General features: G+C 46.1%; 16 protein-coding genes. 7 read left to right on the plus strand and 9 right to left on the minus strand.

Going from position 1 to position 20,350, the window contains the following annotated elements; genetic code table 11:
• Positions 1-60: 60 nt before the first annotated feature.
• Positions 61-897 carry an alpha/beta fold hydrolase gene (locus A8L45_RS00475; protein WP_068898089.1) on the plus strand — a complete coding sequence of 279 codons (837 nt, stop codon included), beginning with the start codon at positions 61-63 and terminating at the stop codon, positions 895-897.
• Between the two features lie 87 nt (positions 898-984).
• Here A8L45_RS00475 and A8L45_RS00480 read toward each other — a convergent pair whose 3' ends face one another.
• The 4 genes from A8L45_RS00480 to bufA2 form a co-directional block, all read right to left on the minus strand.
• Positions 985-1,872: a hypothetical protein gene (locus A8L45_RS00480; protein ID WP_068898091.1), complete on the minus strand. Its 888-nt coding sequence runs from the start codon at positions 1,870-1,872 to the stop codon at positions 985-987.
• Between the two features lie 483 nt (positions 1,873-2,355).
• Entirely contained in the window at positions 2,356-3,123 is a 768-nt protein-coding gene (locus A8L45_RS00485) for an HvfC/BufC N-terminal domain-containing protein (RefSeq protein ID WP_068898092.1), read from the minus strand.
• Entirely contained in the window at positions 3,120-3,947 is an 828-nt protein-coding gene (bufB, locus tag A8L45_RS00490) for an MNIO family bufferin maturase (RefSeq protein WP_068898094.1), read from the minus strand. The genes A8L45_RS00485 and bufB overlap by 4 nt, the downstream gene beginning before the upstream one ends.
• 17 nt (positions 3,948-3,964) lie before the next feature.
• Complete coding sequence (gene bufA2, locus A8L45_RS00495) at positions 3,965-4,246, minus strand: BufA2 family periplasmic bufferin-type metallophore (protein WP_068898095.1); 282 nt, start codon at positions 4,244-4,246, stop codon at positions 3,965-3,967.
• A gap of 785 nt (positions 4,247-5,031) precedes the next feature.
• Here bufA2 and betI point away from each other — a divergent pair.
• The 6 genes from betI to choV are packed head-to-tail and all read left to right on the plus strand — an operon-like array spanning position 5,032 to position 11,897.
• The gene (gene betI, locus A8L45_RS00500; RefSeq protein WP_068898097.1) at positions 5,032-5,625 is read left to right on the plus strand and encodes a transcriptional regulator BetI; all 594 of its coding nucleotides are present in this window, start codon (positions 5,032-5,034) and stop codon (positions 5,623-5,625) included.
• A gap of 16 nt (positions 5,626-5,641) precedes the next feature.
• On the plus strand, positions 5,642-7,102 hold the full coding sequence (betB, locus tag A8L45_RS00505) for a betaine-aldehyde dehydrogenase (RefSeq protein WP_068898099.1): 1,461 nt from the start codon (positions 5,642-5,644) through the stop codon (positions 7,100-7,102).
• Between the two features lie 19 nt (positions 7,103-7,121).
• A complete protein-coding gene (betA, locus tag A8L45_RS00510) occupies positions 7,122-8,828 on the plus strand; it encodes a choline dehydrogenase (protein ID WP_068898101.1) in 1,707 nt (568 codons plus the stop codon).
• 46 nt (positions 8,829-8,874) lie between these two features.
• The gene (locus A8L45_RS00515) at positions 8,875-9,804 is read left to right on the plus strand and encodes a choline ABC transporter substrate-binding protein (RefSeq protein ID WP_245680623.1); all 930 of its coding nucleotides are present in this window, start codon (positions 8,875-8,877) and stop codon (positions 9,802-9,804) included.
• Positions 9,805-9,852: 48 nt separating this feature from the next.
• Positions 9,853-10,698 (plus strand): choline ABC transporter permease subunit, encoded by an 846-nt coding sequence (gene choW, locus A8L45_RS00520; protein WP_068898105.1) that lies wholly within the window; start codon positions 9,853-9,855, stop codon positions 10,696-10,698.
• Positions 10,698-11,897 (plus strand): choline ABC transporter ATP-binding protein, encoded by a 1,200-nt coding sequence (choV, locus tag A8L45_RS00525; protein WP_068898107.1) that lies wholly within the window; start codon positions 10,698-10,700, stop codon positions 11,895-11,897. The genes choW and choV overlap by 1 nt, the downstream gene beginning before the upstream one ends.
• A 60-nt stretch (positions 11,898-11,957) precedes the next feature.
• Here the strand turns inward: choV and A8L45_RS00530 are convergent, their stop codons facing one another.
• The 5 genes from A8L45_RS00530 to torA all read right to left on the minus strand — a co-directional run bounded on the left by A8L45_RS00530 (position 11,958) and on the right by torA (position 20,340).
• Positions 11,958-14,369, minus strand: a complete 2,412-nt coding sequence (locus tag A8L45_RS00530; RefSeq protein WP_068898109.1) for a methyl-accepting chemotaxis protein — start codon at positions 14,367-14,369, stop codon at positions 11,958-11,960.
• A 444-nt stretch (positions 14,370-14,813) separates the two neighbouring features.
• Entirely contained in the window at positions 14,814-15,653 is an 840-nt protein-coding gene (locus A8L45_RS00535) for a 2OG-Fe(II) oxygenase family protein (RefSeq protein WP_068898111.1), read from the minus strand.
• Between the two features lie 113 nt (positions 15,654-15,766).
• A complete protein-coding gene (locus A8L45_RS00540) occupies positions 15,767-16,504 on the minus strand; it encodes an alpha/beta fold hydrolase (protein WP_245680612.1) in 738 nt (245 codons plus the stop codon).
• Between the two features lie 570 nt (positions 16,505-17,074).
• Complete coding sequence (locus A8L45_RS00545; protein WP_068898115.1) at positions 17,075-17,635, minus strand: GNAT family N-acetyltransferase; 561 nt, start codon at positions 17,633-17,635, stop codon at positions 17,075-17,077.
• 239 nt (positions 17,636-17,874) lie between these two features.
• The gene (torA, locus tag A8L45_RS00550) at positions 17,875-20,340 is read right to left on the minus strand and encodes a trimethylamine-N-oxide reductase TorA (RefSeq protein WP_068898117.1); all 2,466 of its coding nucleotides are present in this window, start codon (positions 20,338-20,340) and stop codon (positions 17,875-17,877) included.
• Between the last annotated feature and the right edge of the window lie 10 nt (positions 20,341-20,350).

The raw sequence follows: 20,350 nt of genomic DNA on the forward strand, positions 1-20,350 counted from the left end.
TAAATTGTTATTTTATTGATTTGATACATATATATTTCCTCTTTTGTAAGAGAGGAAACTATGATGAAAAATGTAATTCTTAATAATAAAATGTACCGTTATACTATCCATGAAAATAAAAGCACTGATCAGGTCGCAATTTTTCTTCTAGGGGCATTACAAGACATTGAATCTGTCACTCATTTCTCGCGTGCCTTTTCGGAGACACTCACTTGCATCACGGTTGAGGTTCCGGGTACTGGATATGCCGATCCTTTAGCGCCGACCACAACAATCAGAGACCAAAGCCAGATGCTGATTGATTTTATCGAACATATGGATATCGATGCTGCACATATCATTGGTTTTTCCTATGCCACTGCTATTTCGGTGGAGTTATGCAGCCTGTGGTCAGGCGTCAAATCATTAAGCATATGCGGCGGCGTACCCGGCATACCCTCTTCAGGTATCCACGCAACAAAAAAAATGATTGCCTCAACCATGCAAGGTAAAAGCGAGTTTGCTGCAACGTTTATTGAATCTCTGACGGTAGACAATTCTGATATTCCTCGCTCTCGAGTGATCAAGAAAGCAATGCAAAAGAGTATCTCGCGTCTTGCTGACGAGAGGATACAAATGTTCTTCGATAACTCAGTGCGACTGTTGGTTCATAAGCCGACAAACCTAGATGCTATTCAGGTTCCGGCTTTAGTGTGCGCAGCAGAATTTGACCCTTATGTCACGACACAGGTTGCAAAATCTTTCTCTGATAATCTTCGCAACAGCAGTTACATCGAGATAAAAAATGCTGATCATTTAGTGCACCTTCAACACCCCGATGTTGTTGCTGAAGCACTTATTGCTCTTGCATCGTCATCCGTCAATGTCGAACAAAGGCTACAAACGCTGACTAGTTAATTATTCAAATTTTATGTACCTCGGGTCAACGCAAATACTTACGCATTTTGCGTTGACTTTTTACACTCAGCTGTGCGATGTCACATTTTATAGATAAATCTCGGAAAGAAGATCGATAATTTTAGAAACCTGTTGCTTTTTAGTGAATTCTAAGCGTCTTATCGCCTCGACAATGAGGGTATCTCTGACATGCTGGGCAACACGTAAGTGGTGAAATTGAGGAAAGGCAATCATTGAGTTGGTGAAATTAGTGTGTGATTGTAACTGAAACCCTAGCTTCGCCCGAAAACCGATAGCAACAGAAAATGATATGGGTTTATTTCGATTTTCAAGCACCCGATATTGGTATTCAGAGAGACCAAGCACGCGAGCCGCAAGTTCCTCAGACACATTATTTTCGTACCTAAATTGTTTTAAAGTGATTGCGATAGACCGATAATAGTCTTCACCAAATGCATCAATATCGAGTACTTCGGGTGGAAAGAGAGAATTGTATTCTGGCACGCCAGATTCAACTTCAAGTGCCTCGATGCTCTCTCGCCACTCTCTGAATTCGTGTCTTTCCTCTTCACTGTAGAGATTGGTAATAATATCCAGAATGGCGTTGAATTGCTCCTTGGGGAGTCGGCCTATTCGCACCAGAGCTTCCACAGAACTGTCTTCCATCCCCCGGTAATACTCTTTAAGTCGCATGCCAAAATAAAAAGCGGTCATGGGCACCATCATTACCCACGAAAACCCAGCGACAACATGTATTGGACGCTGCCCTGAATATGATGGCTGCATATATTTTTTGAGGGTATTCATTTTGACCCCTGACATCTTCGTTGCCAGTTCTTCAAATTGAACATTATGTGTTCTGCGAACATATGCCATCGAAAGCGCAATATCTGAATCAATATTCTTGAGCATTTTATTGAGACGTTCAATATGACTATCACAAATCTCAAATTGGGTTTCTTGTACTGATGACATAATAAATAAAAATGACTGCTTTTATAAAAGTAGGCTGTGCCAAGCGCATTAATCACGGTTAAAAATTAATCGAGAAGGCGAATAACCATATAATTAATCTTGCTATTCTAACGCAATAATTGAAGCAAGATCAAAGTTCTATCTATTCTCAGTCTAAAAAATAATGAACAAGAAAAGGGAAATGGAGGCATTCTCATTTGGAGAATAAAGAAGGAATTTCTAATAAATTGCTTACCACGCATAGAATGAATAGGAAGATTACAATATCCATAAAATGAAAAATTCATAGGCTGCAAGCGAAAGCTAGCATCTAAAAAAAATTACTGGCTAATTATTGGCCAAGGTGGCTGTTAATAGTACAACTACTGCTACCATATATTGGCAACGCTAAAAAAAGGTAACGACGAAAACGAAGTTATAGTCATATAAGGGAATACAAACGCTTTACTGAACAACTCACTCATCACCTTCGAGCTTAAAGCCCTAATTAAATGCCAACACTTCATCAATAACCCAACGATGCAACATCACGCCAAATTCTGACGAGATATCTATCTCCGGAAAACGGTTTTGCAGGGCTTCACCTATGTCTTCCACGCGATATCCCTCGCTGGCCCACTGTATAGCCGTCGCCTCCAGTGGTGAAACACTCCTAAAATGCGGGGAGTGACCCTTTCGCCACGTAAGAACACTGACAGGTTGAGGCAAGGTAGTGACAGTCGGTGGTGTTTCCTCTTTATCTATTGCGTGCCAAATATCCAGCGTATTGCATTCATGAGTGGTGAGCGTCATTGTCGGCACGGGCGTAAGACAGAAATTTTCTGGATCCCGGCTGGCAAGGATGGGCAAGGTCTCGAGGGTCAGCACGTCACTGTCCTCGCCATCAAATGCTCTTCTCAATGTCCAATCCAATTCAGCAAGCTCTGCCACCTCCTTGTCATCAGGCAATTGTGTCATCAGAAACGCTGGAAATTTATGGCCATAAAACCCAATGTTATTGAATATTGAATGATGGCTCTGGACATATGCGGTCGCCAGTTGTTCGAACCATTCATCGCCAAGGTAGACGGCGGTATGCTCAAAGTTTTCAAACATGACTTCAATAAGACGCATTCGATAAGCATTGTGATAAATGGCCAGACGCTGCTTTGACGGTAAACGCCCTTCCCGGTCACTAACCCAATTGGCTGCCTGACAATGTTCGTTAAGAACAATATCCTGAAAGTGGCTTTGTATCTCTTGAAGGTTCACGCTGCGCCCTCGGCTTTGAGCACTTTATTGGCAATGCCACGGGCAATATCCAGCTCTGCCAACAACTCAACCAAGGGCGGAATATTATCATCACGTTCAATCATAGTGGGGACATTGCCAAAACGATTGAGCGCATAAGCATAAAGATCCCACACATCATTGCAGACAGGGTGATCATGGGTATCTATTAAGTGGTCGCCATTGTCTTGATGACCAGCAAGATGGAATTGACGAACACTGTTTTCTGGTACGCCATTAACGAAATCGAGAGGTGAAAAGCCATGATTGAATGCACTCACGTAGATATTGTTGATATCCAGCAATAACTGACAATCCGTTCTGTTACAGAGTTCAGTAAGAAACGCCCACTCACTCATTTCTGAGTCTTTGAATTCAACATAACTCGAGACGTTTTCTATCACCAGAGGACGCTTTAAAACATCCTGAGCATGGAGTATGTTTCGCGAAACCACGTCCAACGCCTCTTCGGTGAAAGGCAGTGGCATAAGGTCGTGCAGTTTACGTCCGTGAACTCCACTCCAACATAAATGGTCCGAAATCCACAACGGCTGAGCACGCTGCGCGAGCTCTTTCAGACGTTTAAGGTAATCGTCATCAAGACCATTGACTGATCCGATAGACATGGACACACCATGCATGGTGACCGGGTATTGCTCGCAAATGCGGTCAAGCATAGCCAATGGCTTACCGCCATTGACCATATAATTATCAGAAATGACTTCCAGCCAGTCCACAGGCTGTCTTGCAGTCAGGAAATCAGTGTAATGCTGAGTGCGTAAACCAAGTCCAAAGCTTGTAGTCATTTCTTATCTCCAGTGGATTACACGTCTGAAATTACGCCGCCTTTATCGAGGCACTCTTTGGCTTTCATAGCTTTGAAACCGTGACCACCGCAAGCATTCTGACCTTTACATGCATGCTCTGCTGTCTTGCAGTCTGACTGACCTTTACAAGAGTGAATGCCGTAGCAATGCACTTTATCACCTGCACCGATCGCCGCACCTGAGCTTCCCGCTGGTGACTCTGCAGCAAATGCACTTGTGCTCATTGCTACTGCCAGTGCTACCGATGCGAAAGTGGCTTTCTTTTCAATTTTACTCATTGTAGTTACTCCATGTGTGGGGTTGATAGCCAGTGAATGCCTTCACATCCCTTTGGTGGCTAACATTTAGTCAAGACACTTGTCTTACTACGTTCGCCAAAATAGACCCCACCCCGTAATTAAAAATTTCGCACAAGATTAAAAATGAGAAAAAATAAAATTTAAAATATTGATTTTGTTGATAAATAATTTTTTATTTTTTCTTAGCTAAGTAATTAATTCGACAAAAAAGATCGGGTTGAATAGAAATGGATTGAACAAAAATAGAGTCAGAAACCGGTGTGTAGCACTCTACGGTGACAGTTAAAAAATCAAGTTGTTTCTCTACACGTTGTGCTTCTACATAAGCGGATATTGATTAACATTTTTGCGAGAAAGAATATTGTTTCATTGTCACTAGGAGTTAATACACCTGTAGGTACCATGCAGAATATTGAACAATTTAAAGGTAGAAACGAAATATCACTCCAGCTCGCCAAAGACGTTTTCCCCGTTATAAAACTGATTTACATAACAATGAAACAATCATTTTTTCTCTAAACAACTGATAGCTGAATATCAGTAAAATTTGAAGTTGATCGTATAACTAATTAATTAAACGCTCTGGAATATGACGTTTCAGATCAGCATTCATATTGCTGTTAACCCGTGAAAATACTGCGAAATTAGGTATATTCCGCTTACTGACGGTCACTTTACCAACAAAATATTTGGTTTGAACTCAAAACACTTTTCGGGCAGTTTATTATTAATCGAACGTTCAATTAAAAAAGAAAAGCTACCAGATGCCCAAACTTGGAATGCCTGACATCAGAAGACCACAACTGGTTCGCGCCACAATGGCGGTGATAGAACGTGTCGGCTTGCACAGTGCCAGTATCTCACTCATTAGCAAAGAGGCAGGTGTCTCGACCGGTATCATCAACCACTACTTTGGTGGTAAAGAGGGTTTACTGGAAGAAACCATGCGTGAGGTGTTGCGTCAGCTTTCTCACAGCGTGAAGAGCCGAATGGCCGCACTGCCTCAGGATGCACATCGAGAGCGGATTAACGCTATCGTCGCGGGTAACTTTGATGGATACCAGACAGAAAACAAGGTAGCAAAGACCTGGTTGGCCTTTTGGACGCTCTCAATGCACAACAAAAAACTGAAACGTCTACAACGTGTTAATGAGATGCGGCTGCTCTCACACCTGAAGCGCGAACTGAAAGCACTGTTACCGCAGTCTCAGGCTGAGCTTGCTGCCCACAGTGTTGCCGCTCTCATTGATGGAATCTGGCTGCGTGGAACGTTAAATCCCGACGGTATAGATCTCGATACTGCAAAACGCATTATTAATGATTATCTCGACATGCAGCTTGCCTCCTCAAACAAATAAATTTTAAGAAGATTCAATGGACATGAACGCACTATATATCCACGGCAAACTCACGCCAGCCACCTCTGGTGAGGCACTGACAACACTGAATCCGGCGACGGGTGAATCATTGGCAGAGCTGTCGCATGCGTCTCCACAGGATGTAGAACAAGCCATTATTTCGGCCAAGCAAGGTTTTAAGGTGTGGTCGCAAATGACGGCGACAGAACGAAGCCGTATTTTACTCAAGGCTGCAGAAATACTTAGAGCTCGAAACGATGAACTGGCAGCGTTGGAAGTACAAGATACAGGTAAACCTCTTCAGGAAGCGCTTTATGTTGATATTCAGACAGGCGCCGATGTTATTGAATACTTTGCAGGCCTTGCACCCGGCTTACAAGGCGAGCAACAGCCCCTGAGTGAGAGCCAGTTCTTCTATACCCGCCGCGAACCATTAGGCGTCTGCGCAGGTATTGGCGCGTGGAACTACCCCATCCAGATTGCGATGTGGAAATCTGCGCCCGCTCTCGCTGCTGGTAATACTATGGTTTTCAAACCGTCAGAAGAAACTCCGTTGAGTGCGCTTAAACTGGCTGAGATCTTCACCGAAGCAGGAATGCCAGACGGCGTATTCAACGTAGTCCAAGGTGACCATAGAGTGGGACAGCAGCTTACCCGCCATCCAGATATCGCTAAAGTCTCGTTCACAGGGGAAACCGGAACGGGCAAAGCAGTCATGGCTGATAGTGCCAGTACCTTAAAAAATGTCACTATGGAGCTGGGTGGCAAATCAGCAATGCTGGTTTTTGAAGATGCCAAGTTAGATGATGCTGTATCAGCAGCAATGGTCGCCAATTTCTATACTCAGGGCGAAGTATGTACTCACGGCACCAGAGTATATGTTCATCAGAGTATCTATGATGAATTTCTGTCCCGTCTGAAAATTCGCACTGAAAAACTGGTGGTTGATAACCCATTGGATATGGAGACACAAATTGGTGCTCTGATCTCCAAAAAGCACCTGGCCAAAGTGCTTGAGGCCATAGAGGCGGCGAAACAAAGCGGTGCCCGACTATTGACTGGTGGTTATCAAGTCACAGAGAACGGACTGGACAAAGGCAACTTTGTTGCACCTACCGTCTTCGCTGACTGCAACGAATCAATGTCATATGTTCAACATGAGATATTTGGCCCTGTTATGTCAGTGATGTCATTCAGCGAAGAAGATGAGGTGATTGCCCGCGCCAATGACACACACTATGGTCTTGCAGCCGGGCTGTTTACTCAAAATCTCTCACGTGCTCACCGGGTGATCCACCAGCTGGAAGCTGGCATTTGCTGGGTCAATACCTGGGGTGACTCTCCCGCACAAATGCCCGTCGGCGGCTACAAACAGTCTGGTATTGGTCGCGAAAACGGCCCAGAGACCCTTCTTCACTATACCCAGACCAAAAGTGTATTGATTGAGCTGGGCGACTACGACAGCCCTTACGCCTGATTGCCGGAGACAAAAGACTATGCATAAAAGCTACGATTATATCATCGTCGGCGCGGGCTCTGCTGGCTGCGTGCTGGCGGATAGGCTGTCTGCAAGCGGCGAGCATTCGGTCCTGCTGCTTGAAGCCGGTGGCTCTGATAAAAGTATCTTTATTCAAATGCCCACCGCCCTATCCTATCCAATGAACACCGAAAAATACGCCTGGCAGTTCGAAACGGATGAAGAGCAGGGCCTGGACGGCCGCAAACTCCATTGTCCACGCGGTAAGGTCTTGGGTGGCAGTTCCTCTATCAATGGGATGGTGTATGTCAGAGGACATGCCTGTGACTTCGACGAGTGGGAGCAACATGGAGCACAAGGCTGGAATTACCAGAATTGCCTGCCGTATTTCAAACGGGCAGAAAACTGGATTAAGGGTGAGAGCACATACCGTGGTTCGCATGGCCCGCTCGGCACCTGTGCAGGCAATGACATGACTCTGAACCCGCTCTATCAGGCCTTTATTGATGCGGGAACAGAAGCAGGCTATCCGAAAACAGACGACTACAATGGGTTTCAGCAGGAAGGCTTTGGCACCATGCACATGACCGTAGACAACGGTGTGCGGGCCTCGACCTCTAATGCTTATTTGAAGCGCGCGCTCAAACGCTCAAACCTCACCCTTATCAAACATGTCCATACCCGCAAAGTCCTCCTTGATGGGAAGACTGCAACGGGGATCGAATTTGAACGCCGCGGTAAAGTGCAGACAGTATTGGCGAAAAAAGAAGTCATCCTCAGTGCTGGCTCAGTTGGTTCTGTTCAGCTGTTACAACATTCGGGAATTGGGCCGAAAAAAATCCTCGACAATGCCGGAGTCAAAGTTCGCCACGACCTACCGGGTGTGGGGCAGAATTTACAGGATCATCTTGAGGTTTATTTCCAGTATCAATGCCACCAGCCTATCACCCTGAACGGCAAACTGGATCTCGTCAGTAAGGGGCTGATCGGTGCTGAGTGGATCCTCACCCGTAAGGGACTGGGGGCGACCAATCACTTCGAGTCCTGCGCCTTCATTCGTTCCCGAGAAGGACTGAAATGGCCGAATATTCAGTATCACTTTTTACCTGCGGCAATGCGCTACGATGGCAATGCAGCCTTTGATGGCCATGGTTTTCAGGTTCACGTTGGACCCAATAAACCAGAAAGCCGCGGCTCCGTATCCATTATCTCAGACGATCCCAAAGCCAACCCTCATATTCAGTTCAACTATCTGTCGACTGAGCAGGATCGACAAGACTGGCGTGACTGTATCCGGTTAACCCGCGAGATACTGGCGCAACCCGCCATGGACAACTTCCGGGGTAATGAAATCCAACCCGGCAAAGCTGTAACCAGCGATGAGGCAATCGACGAATGGGTCAAACAAAATGTTGAAAGTGCCTATCATCCGTCATGTACCTGCAAAATGGGCGCGGATAGCGACCCTATGGCAGTCGTCGACGAACAATGCAGGGTGCGTGGCATTGAGCACCTCAGAGTGGTCGACGCCTCTATTTTCCCCACCATACCCAACGGAAATCTAAATGCTCCCACCATTATGGTGGCCGAGCGGGCAGCAGATATGATCCTCGGACATGAATTACTGTCGCCAGAAAATGTGCCGGTATGGCTCGCCCCAGATTGGCAGACACGTCAACGGGTGAATCCTCCTCAACGACAGGTTGACCAAAGAGAAACCGAATAAATTGACAAGAAAGTCGAACGACTGACAAGGAATGATGATGAAAACTATGCACAAAACGTTACTCGCCGCAGGTCTTCTTACTGCTTTTAATGGCTATGCGAGCCAATGCGAGACAGTAAGGTTTGCGGATGTTGGCTGGACCGACATCACCGCGACAACAGCAGTGACCTCGGAGTTATTAAAAGGACTGGGTTATCAAACCGAAACAGAACTGCTCTCTGTGCCTGTTACCTATTCCTCGATGGCTAATGGCGATATTGATGTCTTCCTTGGCAACTGGATGCCAACGATGGAAGGTGACATTGCTAAATACCGCGAAGCTGGCACAGTCGAAACTGTAGGTGCCAACCTTGAAGGCGCAAAATATACTCTTGCTGTGCCCAAGTATGTCTATGACGCAGGTGTAAAAAGCTTTGCTGACTTGAACAAGTACGCTGACAAATTTAAAGACCGCATTTATGGCATTGAGCCGGGGAATGACGGTAACCGTCTTATCCAGTCAATGATTGATGCCAACGCGTTTGGTCTTGAAGAGTTCAAGCTGGTGGAATCAAGCGAGGCAGGCATGATGTCTCAGGTTACCCGTGCTGTGCGCCGTAATCAGTGGATTGTCTATCTGGGTTGGGCCCCTCATCCAATGAACAGTAATGTCGAGATGGCCTACCTGTCAGGCGGCGATGATTACTTCGGACCTAACTATGGCGGAGCCAATGTCTACACCAATGTTCGCAGTAACTATCTCTCAGAATGTAAAAACGTCGGCCAACTGCTGAAAAACTTAACTTTCAGTCTGGATATGGAAAATGCCCTTATGGAGCAAATTCTGAACCAGAATGTTAAGCCTGAAAAAGCTGCCCAGCAATGGCTAAAAGCCAACCCGGCATCTGTTGAGAAGTGGCTCAACGACGTGACTACAAAAGATGGAAAATCAGCAAAAGAGGTGGTTGCAGCCTACCTGCAACAACTTAAGGCCTAACTTAAATGAGGTGGGCACTTGCCCACCTGCCAACACTAAGGCGGTAGTGTGAATTTTATTACGGACAACAAAATCCCTCTGGGTGAATGGATGGCGTCAGGTGTCGACTGGCTGACCATCAATGCAGCAGGCTTTTTTGACACCATTTCTCTGGTGCTTGAAACTCTGGTGCTTTTCATGGTCGACATTTTTCAATGGTTCCATCCGGCAGTTCCCATCATTATGACTGCTGCGCTGGCTTGGTTTCTGCACCGGAGTCTTGCTCTGGTGGCCTTCGTCGTGCTGGCACTTCTGACCATTTTAAATTTGGGTTACTGGCAAGAAATGCTGGAAACCTTCGTGCTTGTTTTTGCTGCAACCTCGATTTCAGTCCTTGTGGGTGTTCCACTCGGCATCATGGCCGCACACCGGCCTTGGCTATTTACTTTGATGAGACCTGTGCTGGACCTTATGCAGACAGTACCAACCTTCGTCTATTTGATACCAACACTGGTGTTATTTGGTCTCGGTATTGTTCCCGGCCTGATCTCTACCATAATCTTCGCCATTGCAGCCCCAATCCGGCTCACTCACCTTGGGATCACCAAAGTCCCGGAAGAACTGATTGAAGCAGGTAAAGCATTTGGTGCCAGCCCACGACAATTATTGTTTAAGGTAGAGCTGCCAGCTGCACTGCCAAGTATTATGGCTGGTGTCACGCAATGCATTATGTTGTCTCTCTCTATGGTAGTGATCGCTGCGTTAGTGGGCGCTGACGGACTGGGTAAGCCCGTTGTACGGGCACTGAACACAGTGAATATTTCACAGGGCTTTGAAGCTGGCCTTGCTATCGTTCTGGTCGCCATCATCTTTGACCGACTGTTTTCAGCACCTCGTCGTCGTGGAGGTGTTTAATGAACGCTGTCTCAATTAAGAATCTAGATGTGGTTTTTGGCGACAAACCTGATTTGGCACTGGCTCTGTTAGATCAAGGGCAATCTCGCCAGCAGATCATCGATCAGACTCAGCAGGTTGTGGGCGTTGACAACGTGTCACTTGATGTAGCCCAAGGCGAGATTTGCGTGCTGATGGGCTTATCAGGCTCCGGCAAATCTAGCCTGCTGCGAGCTATCAATGGGCTGAATACAATCAGCCGGGGAGCATTACTGATCAAAGACGGTGATCAGGATGTGGATCTGGCTTCATGCCACGAGTCAACGTTGCGGCATCTTCGCACACACCGAACCTCTATGGTGTTCCAGAAGTTCGCGCTCATGCCGTGGCTAACGGTTCTCGATAATGTCGCTTTCGGCCTTGAACTCAAAGGACAGAGCAAAAAACAAAGACGGGAAAAAGCTCGTCAGCAACTCGATATGGTCGGCCTTTCGGAGTGGCAGAATAAGTACCCACATGAACTATCGGGCGGCATGCAGCAGCGTGTTGGCCTTGCCCGAGCGTTTGCGATGGACACAGATATCCTGTTAATGGACGAGCCCTTTTCTGCACTTGATCCTCTGATCAGAAACCAACTGCAGGATGAGTTGCTTACCCTACAAAAGACGCTGAATAAAACCATCGTCTTCGTCAGCCATGATTTGGATGAAGCACTTAAAATTGGCAATAACATTGCCATCATGGAATCGGGAAAGCTTATTCAGCACGGTAAACCAGAGGATATTGTTCTTAAACCCAACTCAAAGTATGTCAAAGACTTTGTTGCACACACTAATCCTCTCAATGTTTTGAAAGGGAAAAGCCTGATGCGGCCTCGTTCCTCGCTGCAAAGCAGCCTTGGATGCTGGCAGGTCTGTAAGAAAAGCGCGCTTTGGATTGAACAAGTTGAGACAGGTATTGAAGTTTCTCAGCCTGATCAAGTCAATACGGTTTGTTGGAGTGGCGAGGCAGATACGGCAAAAATCACCGCGTCTAGCTTGGTGATTGCCAATGCCGATATCAGTATGCGAGATGCAATCAGTGTGAAAAAACGCACTGACTTTCCACTGGTATTGACTGAACACAGCCAGTTCGCGGGTATTCTCGGAGATGATGAGCTGTATGATGCTTTGCTTGGTAACCTTCCTTCTCAGGAACAGTACCCGGAGTTGACCCAATAGGGTAAATAAAAAAACGCGCCAAAAGGCGCGTTTTTTTGTTCAAAGCATACTGTGTTTACATCAGCTCGCTTTGGCCTTGGTGGTAAAGAACTCAATCAGCTCCAGTAGATTCTCTGCTTCAATCGCCAGGTTTTCACTGGAAGCGGTTGTCTCTTCTGCCAAACCTGAATTTTGCTGAGTCATCTCATCCATCTCCGAAATGGACTTATTGATCTCTGCAATGCCCTGCGTCTGCTCTTTCGTCGCACCATTAATAGTGGCAATGAGTGAAGAGACCTCTTTAATCGAATCGACAATTTCGAGCAGGTTATCACCAGACTCACGCACAAGATGCGTTCCATCTTTCACCTTGCTCACGCTTTTGTTGATCAGTTCTTTGATTTCAACAGACGCCTTCGCACTTCGTTGCGCCAAGTTTCGTACTTCGCCGGCAACCACTGCAAAACCCCGTCCCTGCTCTCCCGCTCTTGCTGCTTCAACCGCTGCGTTGAGTGCCAACAGGTTGGTCTGGAATGCTATCTCGTTGATCACACCAATGATATCCGAGATCTCCTTACTGGACGTCTCGATTTCTGACATTGCGTTTACAGCATCTGTCACAACCCGACCACCGCGCTCCGCCTTGTCAGTGGCAGTACCAGACAACTCGTTGGCTTGCTGTGCGTTGTCAGCGCTCTGTGACACAGTTGCTGTCAGTTCTTGCATACTCGCAGATGTTTCTTCAAGGCTGGCTGACTGCGTCTCGGTGCGTTCGCTGAGATCAATCGTGCCTGTCTTGATTTCTTTCGATGCTGAGCTGACCGACGATGCCACCTGATTGATGTCTGTTACCAGCTCGTTCAATCTGCTAATCGTCGAGTTCAGTGCCGCCCTAACTGGCTCAAACTCCCGATCCAACTGCTCATCAATCGACTGTGTGAGGTCACCTTTGGACAACGACATTAATATGTCGCTGATTCTCGATACCGCCACTTTCTTAGCAGTGATGTCACTGGCGTATTTGACCACCTTAAACGGCTTACCATTGACATCAACAATCGGGTTGTAAGATGCCTGAATCCAAATTTCTTTACCCCCCTTGCCGTAACGCTGGAACTCACCACTCTCAAATTCACCGCGATTCAGTTTTTGCCAGAACGCTTTATACTCCGGCGAGTTTGCATGTGATGTGCCAACGAACATAGAGTGATGGCGACCTACAATCTCATCGCTACTGTACCCAACGGTAGCCAGGAAGTTTTCATTCGCGTGGCGAATCGTGCCATCCATATTAAATTCGATCACTGCCTGAGATTTGCCAATCGCTTCTATTTGGCCCGAGAAATCAGCATTCTTAACCATCTGTTCAGTTATATCCGTAGCGTATTTTACGACCTTAAACGGCTTACCAGATGCATCCATTATCGGGTTATATGATGCTTGTATCCATATTTCCTGGCCTGCTTTATTTATACGTTTATACTCGCCAGCCTGAAATTCTCCCTGTCCGAGTCTTTTCCAGAAATCTTTATATTCCATAGACTCGCGATAACTTTTTTCGACAAACATTCTATGATGTTTACCTTGTATTTCTTCCAGATCGTAACCCACGGCTCCAAGGAAATTCTCATTGGCTGTTTTAATGGTTCCATCCAATTCAAATTCAATGACTGCCTGTGATTTACTTATTGCCTGAATCTGACCAGAGTAATCAGCACTCATAATTTTCTGTTGTGTTATGTCACTGGCAAACTTCACCACTTTAAAGGGTTTTCCGGACATATCAAAAATAGGGTTGTAAGAAGCTTGAATCCATATTTCTTTGCCACCTTTCCCCACGCGATGAAACTCACCGGACATGAATTGACCACTACCGAGGTCTTGCCAGAACCGCTTGTATTCCGCCGACTGGCTTTGCTGCGTTTCAACAAACATTGAGTGGTGTTTTCCCTGTATTTCCTCCAAAGAGTAACCCACTGTGCTGAGGAAGTTTTGATTGGCGGTAATAATGGTGCCATCAAGTTCAAATTCTATGACTGCCTGACTCTTATGTATGGCCTCGATCTGACCACTGAAGTCGGCATTCCTGAGTTTTTGATCGGTAATGTCAGTTGCAAACTTGACCACGCGGGCAAGCTGGCCGTTACGATTTCGCAGCGGATTATATGTCGCCTGAATCCAAATGGGCCGGTTTCCCTTCGCTAGCCGAGGGAATTCAGCTGACTGAAACTTACCCTGTCGTAATAATGCCCAAAAGTCATTGTACTCCTCCGACTTGGCATACTCAGGGTCAACAAACATTGAATGATGTTTGCCTTTAATTTCTGATAACTCGTAGCCCATGGCGTTCAAAAAGTTCTCGTTGGCGTCAATGATCGTACCATCCATCTTGAACTCTATGACAGCCTGAGACTTGCTTAACGCTTCGACCTTAGCTTCAGAAAAATAGTGTTTGTCACTTGTATTAAATAAATCACCCCAGAAACCTGGCATATGTCCCCCAAATCATACACGCTAACAAACTAAATATTAGTTAACTCTGGGTAAATTGGTAGAAAGAAAAATACAGATAGGGCGATTAAATATTCATATGGTTATTAACCATGACTAATAAGATATAAATATCTTTCCAGTAATAAAATATAAGTATAAATATCAATCAATAAAAATAAACAGAATGGTATTTTATAAAAGTAAAAAATATAACGTTTGGTATTCTCTTTAATTTTCTTTACTGAGCAAAATACAGTTTATCTATACAAGTAAAGACATATTATTTCTTATGACACTTCAGCATAAAAAGCTTTTAACTCACAAAAGAAGCTTTGCGTCTTCCTTTTCAAACAAATATTTGGCCGGCTCTGTTGAAGTAAAGATGACGTGAACTACAAACCCCCAATGCACAATAGCTCAGGGGTTTGGTTATCAATCCAGACGTTACTTCACACCCAACTCACGAAGACGCTCATTAAGATAGCTGTCAGCAGTATGGCGATCAGAAAGTACAACCTCTGGTTTCGGATGAAGAAATAGCGGCAGCGAAATACGCGCTTTGGTCATGTCCGCACCCTCTGGGTTGATCACGCGGTGTGTGGTTGATGGGAAATAACCGCCAGATGCCTCCTGCAGCATGTCGCCGATATTGATAATTAAGTTACCAAAATCACATGGCACGTCCAGCCACTCGCCGTTTTGTCCTTTCACTTGCAAGCCAGGTTCATTGGCTGCAGGCAGAACGGTGAGCAAATTGATATCCTCATGTGCAGCGGCACGAATCGCACCCGGTTCTTCATCGCCACTCATCGGCGGATAATGCAGAACCCTCAACAGTGTTTGCTCACTGCCTTCGATCATGCTGGACAGAGGTTGTGAAAACGCGCAGGCAACATTCTCTGGCGAGTGCTCCTGTACCCAGGATAACAATTGCTTGGCAAGCGTGTTTGCTTGTTCGTAATAATCCTGTAGTTCAGCCTGCAAAGCATCAGGACATTGACCCCAAGGATAATAGTGAAAATACTCTTTGATATCTTTCTTGGTATGGCCTTTTGCCACTTCAGATACAGTTGACGGAAAAAAACCATCTTGAGTACTGACGTTAAACTGATAATCATTTTTTTCTTCGGTGTTGAAGAAGCCATGCCAGTTTTTGTAGATGGAAGAGACGTGATCCATGCTGAGGGGATGATTTTTTAGAACTCCGAAGCCAGTGGTGCGGAGAGATTCAACGAATTTTTCAGCAGCGTCTGGTGCATTAAAGTCAACAGCTTCCAGTTTCATTCTTGTACTCACTTATCAGTCTGTGGTTTGCGCCGCGATTCTATCATCGCTCAAATTAGATACAAATCCCAAAAAGACAACATAGATCACAAAACAAATGCATACTAAACCGACTAGTTTTGAATACCCGCATAGAGGTCAGACAGGTATTCTGACAGAGCATTATTAAACAGCGCAGGCTTTTCCATCGTTACCAAGTGCCCCGCCCCCGGCAGACAAACTGATGTCCCCCCGCGCAGTACCGCTGCCAGCACCTTCTTTGCACCGTAAGAGGTATAATCATTTTCGGAGGCAATGAGGTGTACAGGGCACTTAACATGGTGCAGTTGGTCAAGCACCTGCCAGCTAACAACCTTTTCAAACATTATTTGATAGTGTGCCGCTGGTGTCTGCTGCCACCGTTGCTGCGCTTTTTCCCGTACTTCCAGCAGTGCTTCACCGGGCAGCAGTTTTTTCCCCATCAAACGGGCGACAGTCGATATATCAGCATATTTAAGTAGCAAGCGCCGCAACCAGACCATAATATGCTCGTTTAGCATCCTTGGCCGGGATTCGGCAATTGAATTAATCATGACCAATCCACTGACCTTTTTGGGGTGATGAATAGCAAGTTCCAACCCGACCATACCGCCCATAGAAATACCGACAATATGCGTTGACGATATTGCCAACTCATCTAACAGCGCCGCGACCACATCAGCGCATCCCTTCAGAGAAAACTGCGTGGGGTCACCTTCGCTTTTACCGTGCAAGGGTAAATCGGGAATGATCAGTTGATAGTCATGAGAAAACGCATCTATTTGTTGTTGCCAGTCCTCGGAGCTTGAGCCAAGTCCATGCAACAGTACCAAAGTCGGTCCTCTCTCCCCCACTCGTTGGTAATAATATTGACTCCTTGCTAAATGAAAATGAGGCAATGTCGCTCTCCTTATCCTGACTGTTATGGCTGGATAAAATCGTCACAACAGACGTTCAAACCAAAAAATGAAATCACATTGCACGAAAAGTGGTTGACCTGCCAGTAGCATGATTAAGGATATGACTATAAATGCTATAAATAGGTGGTCATTTAACGACTGTCCAATAACTATTTGACCCAGACAAGGTTCGGATTCAATGACAGTCAGGGTATTCAAAACGGCATTGCCGGGAGAGAGATAACAAAGGTTGAACGCGAACGGCCAGTGAAGACTGGTTTTCATTGCTTGAATAGCGAAAAAACGTTGAAAGTCTGAGCAGCTATCAACAAATGCTAAACAGTCAGTTGCGTATTGAGGCCAATAAAATCATCGTTGAAGGTTCAAATATCACCGGGTAACACAAGGCCAAGGGGCTTATCTCTGGCAGAGCAACCTTTACAGTGTAAATGCAAAAACGAACCTTAAGCCACTGACAAGATCATCGGAAAATGTCGAATGTTTTTAGCACACTTGAGCAAGAGAAGGTCTTACCTTTGAAGATTCCCATTCATCACGTAAGACTCCGTAACGTAACGAATCATAGTACTTGCCCTGATAAAAACGCACTTTGCGAAGACAACCCTCTTGTTGCATGCCTAAGCCTTCAGCACACCTCATCATTCTTGGGTTTCCCGACCATGTGGTCAGCCCTATCCTTTGCAGTTCGTACTTTATAAACAGATGACCAATCCAAAGTCTCAGAGCCCGACGACCGATGCGTTTACCCCAGTTTTGTGACTGGAAAAGAGTGATCCCAACTTCAAGCCAACGTGTCGATTGGTCCTCCCAGTAACAAGACAGATAACCGACCACATTGCCTTTGTGTTCAATCACCAGTGCATTATCCCCCTCTTTTAGACGCCGGAACAAATTGAGTCGGAAGTAAAAGCGGGATTGATATTCCAGTGGGGTATAAGGAGCATCGAGGGCTTTCCATTCATTGTTCATAAATATTTGTTGCCAAAGCTCGTTACGTTCGCCTGAGTGTGCGCATCGTAACGTCAGATCGCCATCTATCAACATACTGATCACTCGTCCTTTATCGCCAACACCGTCTCACAGTAATGTAACCGCCTGTGAAGTACCAGTTCCATGATCCCAATTCTTGTTTTCATTCTTATTGTCACAGGTAAGCTTATGCTTTTCTGTCATATAGAAGACACTCAGAATGAATCATTTTCTGACAAACAGGCGTAATGGGAGCAAAAAGAAGGGAAGGCGGAGTGGGAATCACTCCGCAGTGTTAGTTCATCGAATGTTTTTCAACTTACTTCAATGGGCCCGCCAAAAGCTGTAACGGGTGGAACCTCGCCCTTATATTTCTCCATTTCCACGATACAGGTGTTTGCACTTGTCGCGTTTGCTAATTCAGAGGTGGGAATATCCAGTGTGACGGTATTGGGGTCGCCATAGGTGCATACAGAACCGTCCTTTTCATCGAGTGGTCCGTACCATGCTCCTTCAGCAATTCGGATCACGCCGGGAGGGAAGTCTGCTGACACTTTTGCCCCTGTCAATAGCTGCCCCCTGTCATTAAAGACCCTGACAATGTCACCATCCTTTATGCCTCTGGATTTGGCATCTTCTGGGCTTATGTAACAAGGCTCCCTGCCCTTTACGGCATAACTTTCCCTGTAGTCTGATTCACACATTTGTGAGTGGAGACGGTTGTCTGGGTGACAGGATTGAAGCCACAAAGGGAATTTATCTGAACCGGGACCGCCATGGGATCGTTCAGCCTTTTCAAACCACATAGGATGCCCCTGACAATGCGCATATCCGTAGCTGTCGATCTTTCGGCTGAAGATCTCTATGAAGCCGGACGGGGTACCCAAGGGGTTGATCTCAGGATCGTCACGGAAAGAGGCATGACGGACAAATGGCTTTCCTTTGCCAAAGTCCAGCACCCCTTGCTGCCAGAATGTTTCAAAGTCAGGCATGTCAAACTTGTCTTTATTCGCCGTCTTACAGTCGTCATATAGCATCTTCACCCACTGCATTTCTCCCATATTTCGGGTGTAATCCTTATCCCGGTCAAAACGCTTGCACAACTCGGTGCAAATATCGAAATCTGTTTTCGAGTGGTAAAGAGGGTCAACCAGCTTTTGCATCGCAATAAGGCCACGACCACTGTAAGAGCCATATACATCGATATCATTGCGTTCGTATTGGGTACAGGCAGGTAGGACAATATCTGAAAAGCGACAGGTCGCCGTCCAGGCAAAATCAATGTTGACGACTGTCTGTAGTTTTCGAAACGCTTTTTTCATCCGGTTTCTATCCTGATGATGATTCCATGGATTACATCCACTCACCACCAGCATTTTGATATCCGGTAACGTGACCTCAGTTCCGTTGGATTGGATCTTTTTACCGGGTTCCATAATGGCATCGAGCCAGCGGGCAACAGGGATCGTTCGGCTGTAACCTTTAAAATCGGTGTTATTGTGCTTTGGTTCCTGTCCCTGATCGACATTGCGGGGAAACCCGCCGGGAGCGGAAAAACCTGTTGAGGGAACGCCAATTGAACAGTAGTGATGCGCGTAAGAAATTCCACCCCCCGGCAGACCAATCTGACCCAGCATAGAAGCGAGTACTGCTCCCATCCAGTAAGGCTGCTCTCCGTGTTGTTGCCGCTGGATAGCCCAGCCAAAGATAAATTGGGTTCTGCCAGATGCCAGTAAACGGGCAAAGGCGCGAATATCATCCGCCTTTATTCCGCATATTGCAGACGCCCACTCAGGTGTTTTCTCAACCTTGTCTTTGGTTTCTCCCAGAAGGTAAGGAACAAAGTCGTCAAAGCCCAGACAATAAGTGTCGAGAAAGGCCTTATCGTAAAGCGATTCTTTATACAGGGTATGGGCAAGAGCCAGCATGAAAGGCACATCAGTCTGAGGGTGAATATATTGCTGATCACAACCCAGCATATTTTGGGTTTTGCTGCGAACTGGATCGACAGCGATAACCTTTATTTTACCCGCATCAATCTTATCTTTTAGCTGGTGGAGATATTCAAACGACTCATGGGTTTCACAATTCCAGCCAACCTGAAGATTTTTAGCCAAATCTGTTGCCCACAATACGACATTTTGCGTGTTATTTAAGATCTCAACCCATGAGGTGCCCGGCGCATATACTTCGGTAGAACCCAAAATATACGGCATGATGATTTGGCCAGCTCCCGTGGAGTAATCACCAACCTTGGTAATATAGTTACCGTGCATGGCGACCGCGCGTTGCATATGGCTGGTACAGCTGTGAAATTGTCCGGTCTGACGCCAGCCAGTTTGACCCGCATAGAGGGCCCACGGCCCATAATCTGTCTGAATACGCTCCAGCTCCCGGTACACCAAATCAAGGGCTTCATCCCAGGTGACCCTGACGAAACGGTTATTACCGCGCGTGTCCCCACTGTATTTATTTTTTTTCAACCAATCGAGACGCACCATGGGATACCGGATACGTGATGAGCTGTAAATAATGCCTTTGATCCCCTTGATCATGTCAGACGGATATTTGTCCATCTCTAGCGGTTTCACTTCCTGAACCTTTCCAGCCCAGATTCTGGCCCGAAAGGCTCCCCAATGTGAGCCGGAGATTTTCCATATTCCATCGGTCTGCGCAGCGTTATCGGCCATCGCCTGACCTGCGTTGAGAAGACCCGGACCAATGACGGAGACGGCACTGGTCGACAATAAACCTTTGAGAAAGCTTCTGCGGTGGATCATAGTGAGCTCC

This window comes from Veronia pacifica, from assembly GCF_001707825.1.
GTDB classification, from domain to species: domain Bacteria; phylum Pseudomonadota; class Gammaproteobacteria; order Enterobacterales; family Vibrionaceae; genus Veronia; species Veronia pacifica.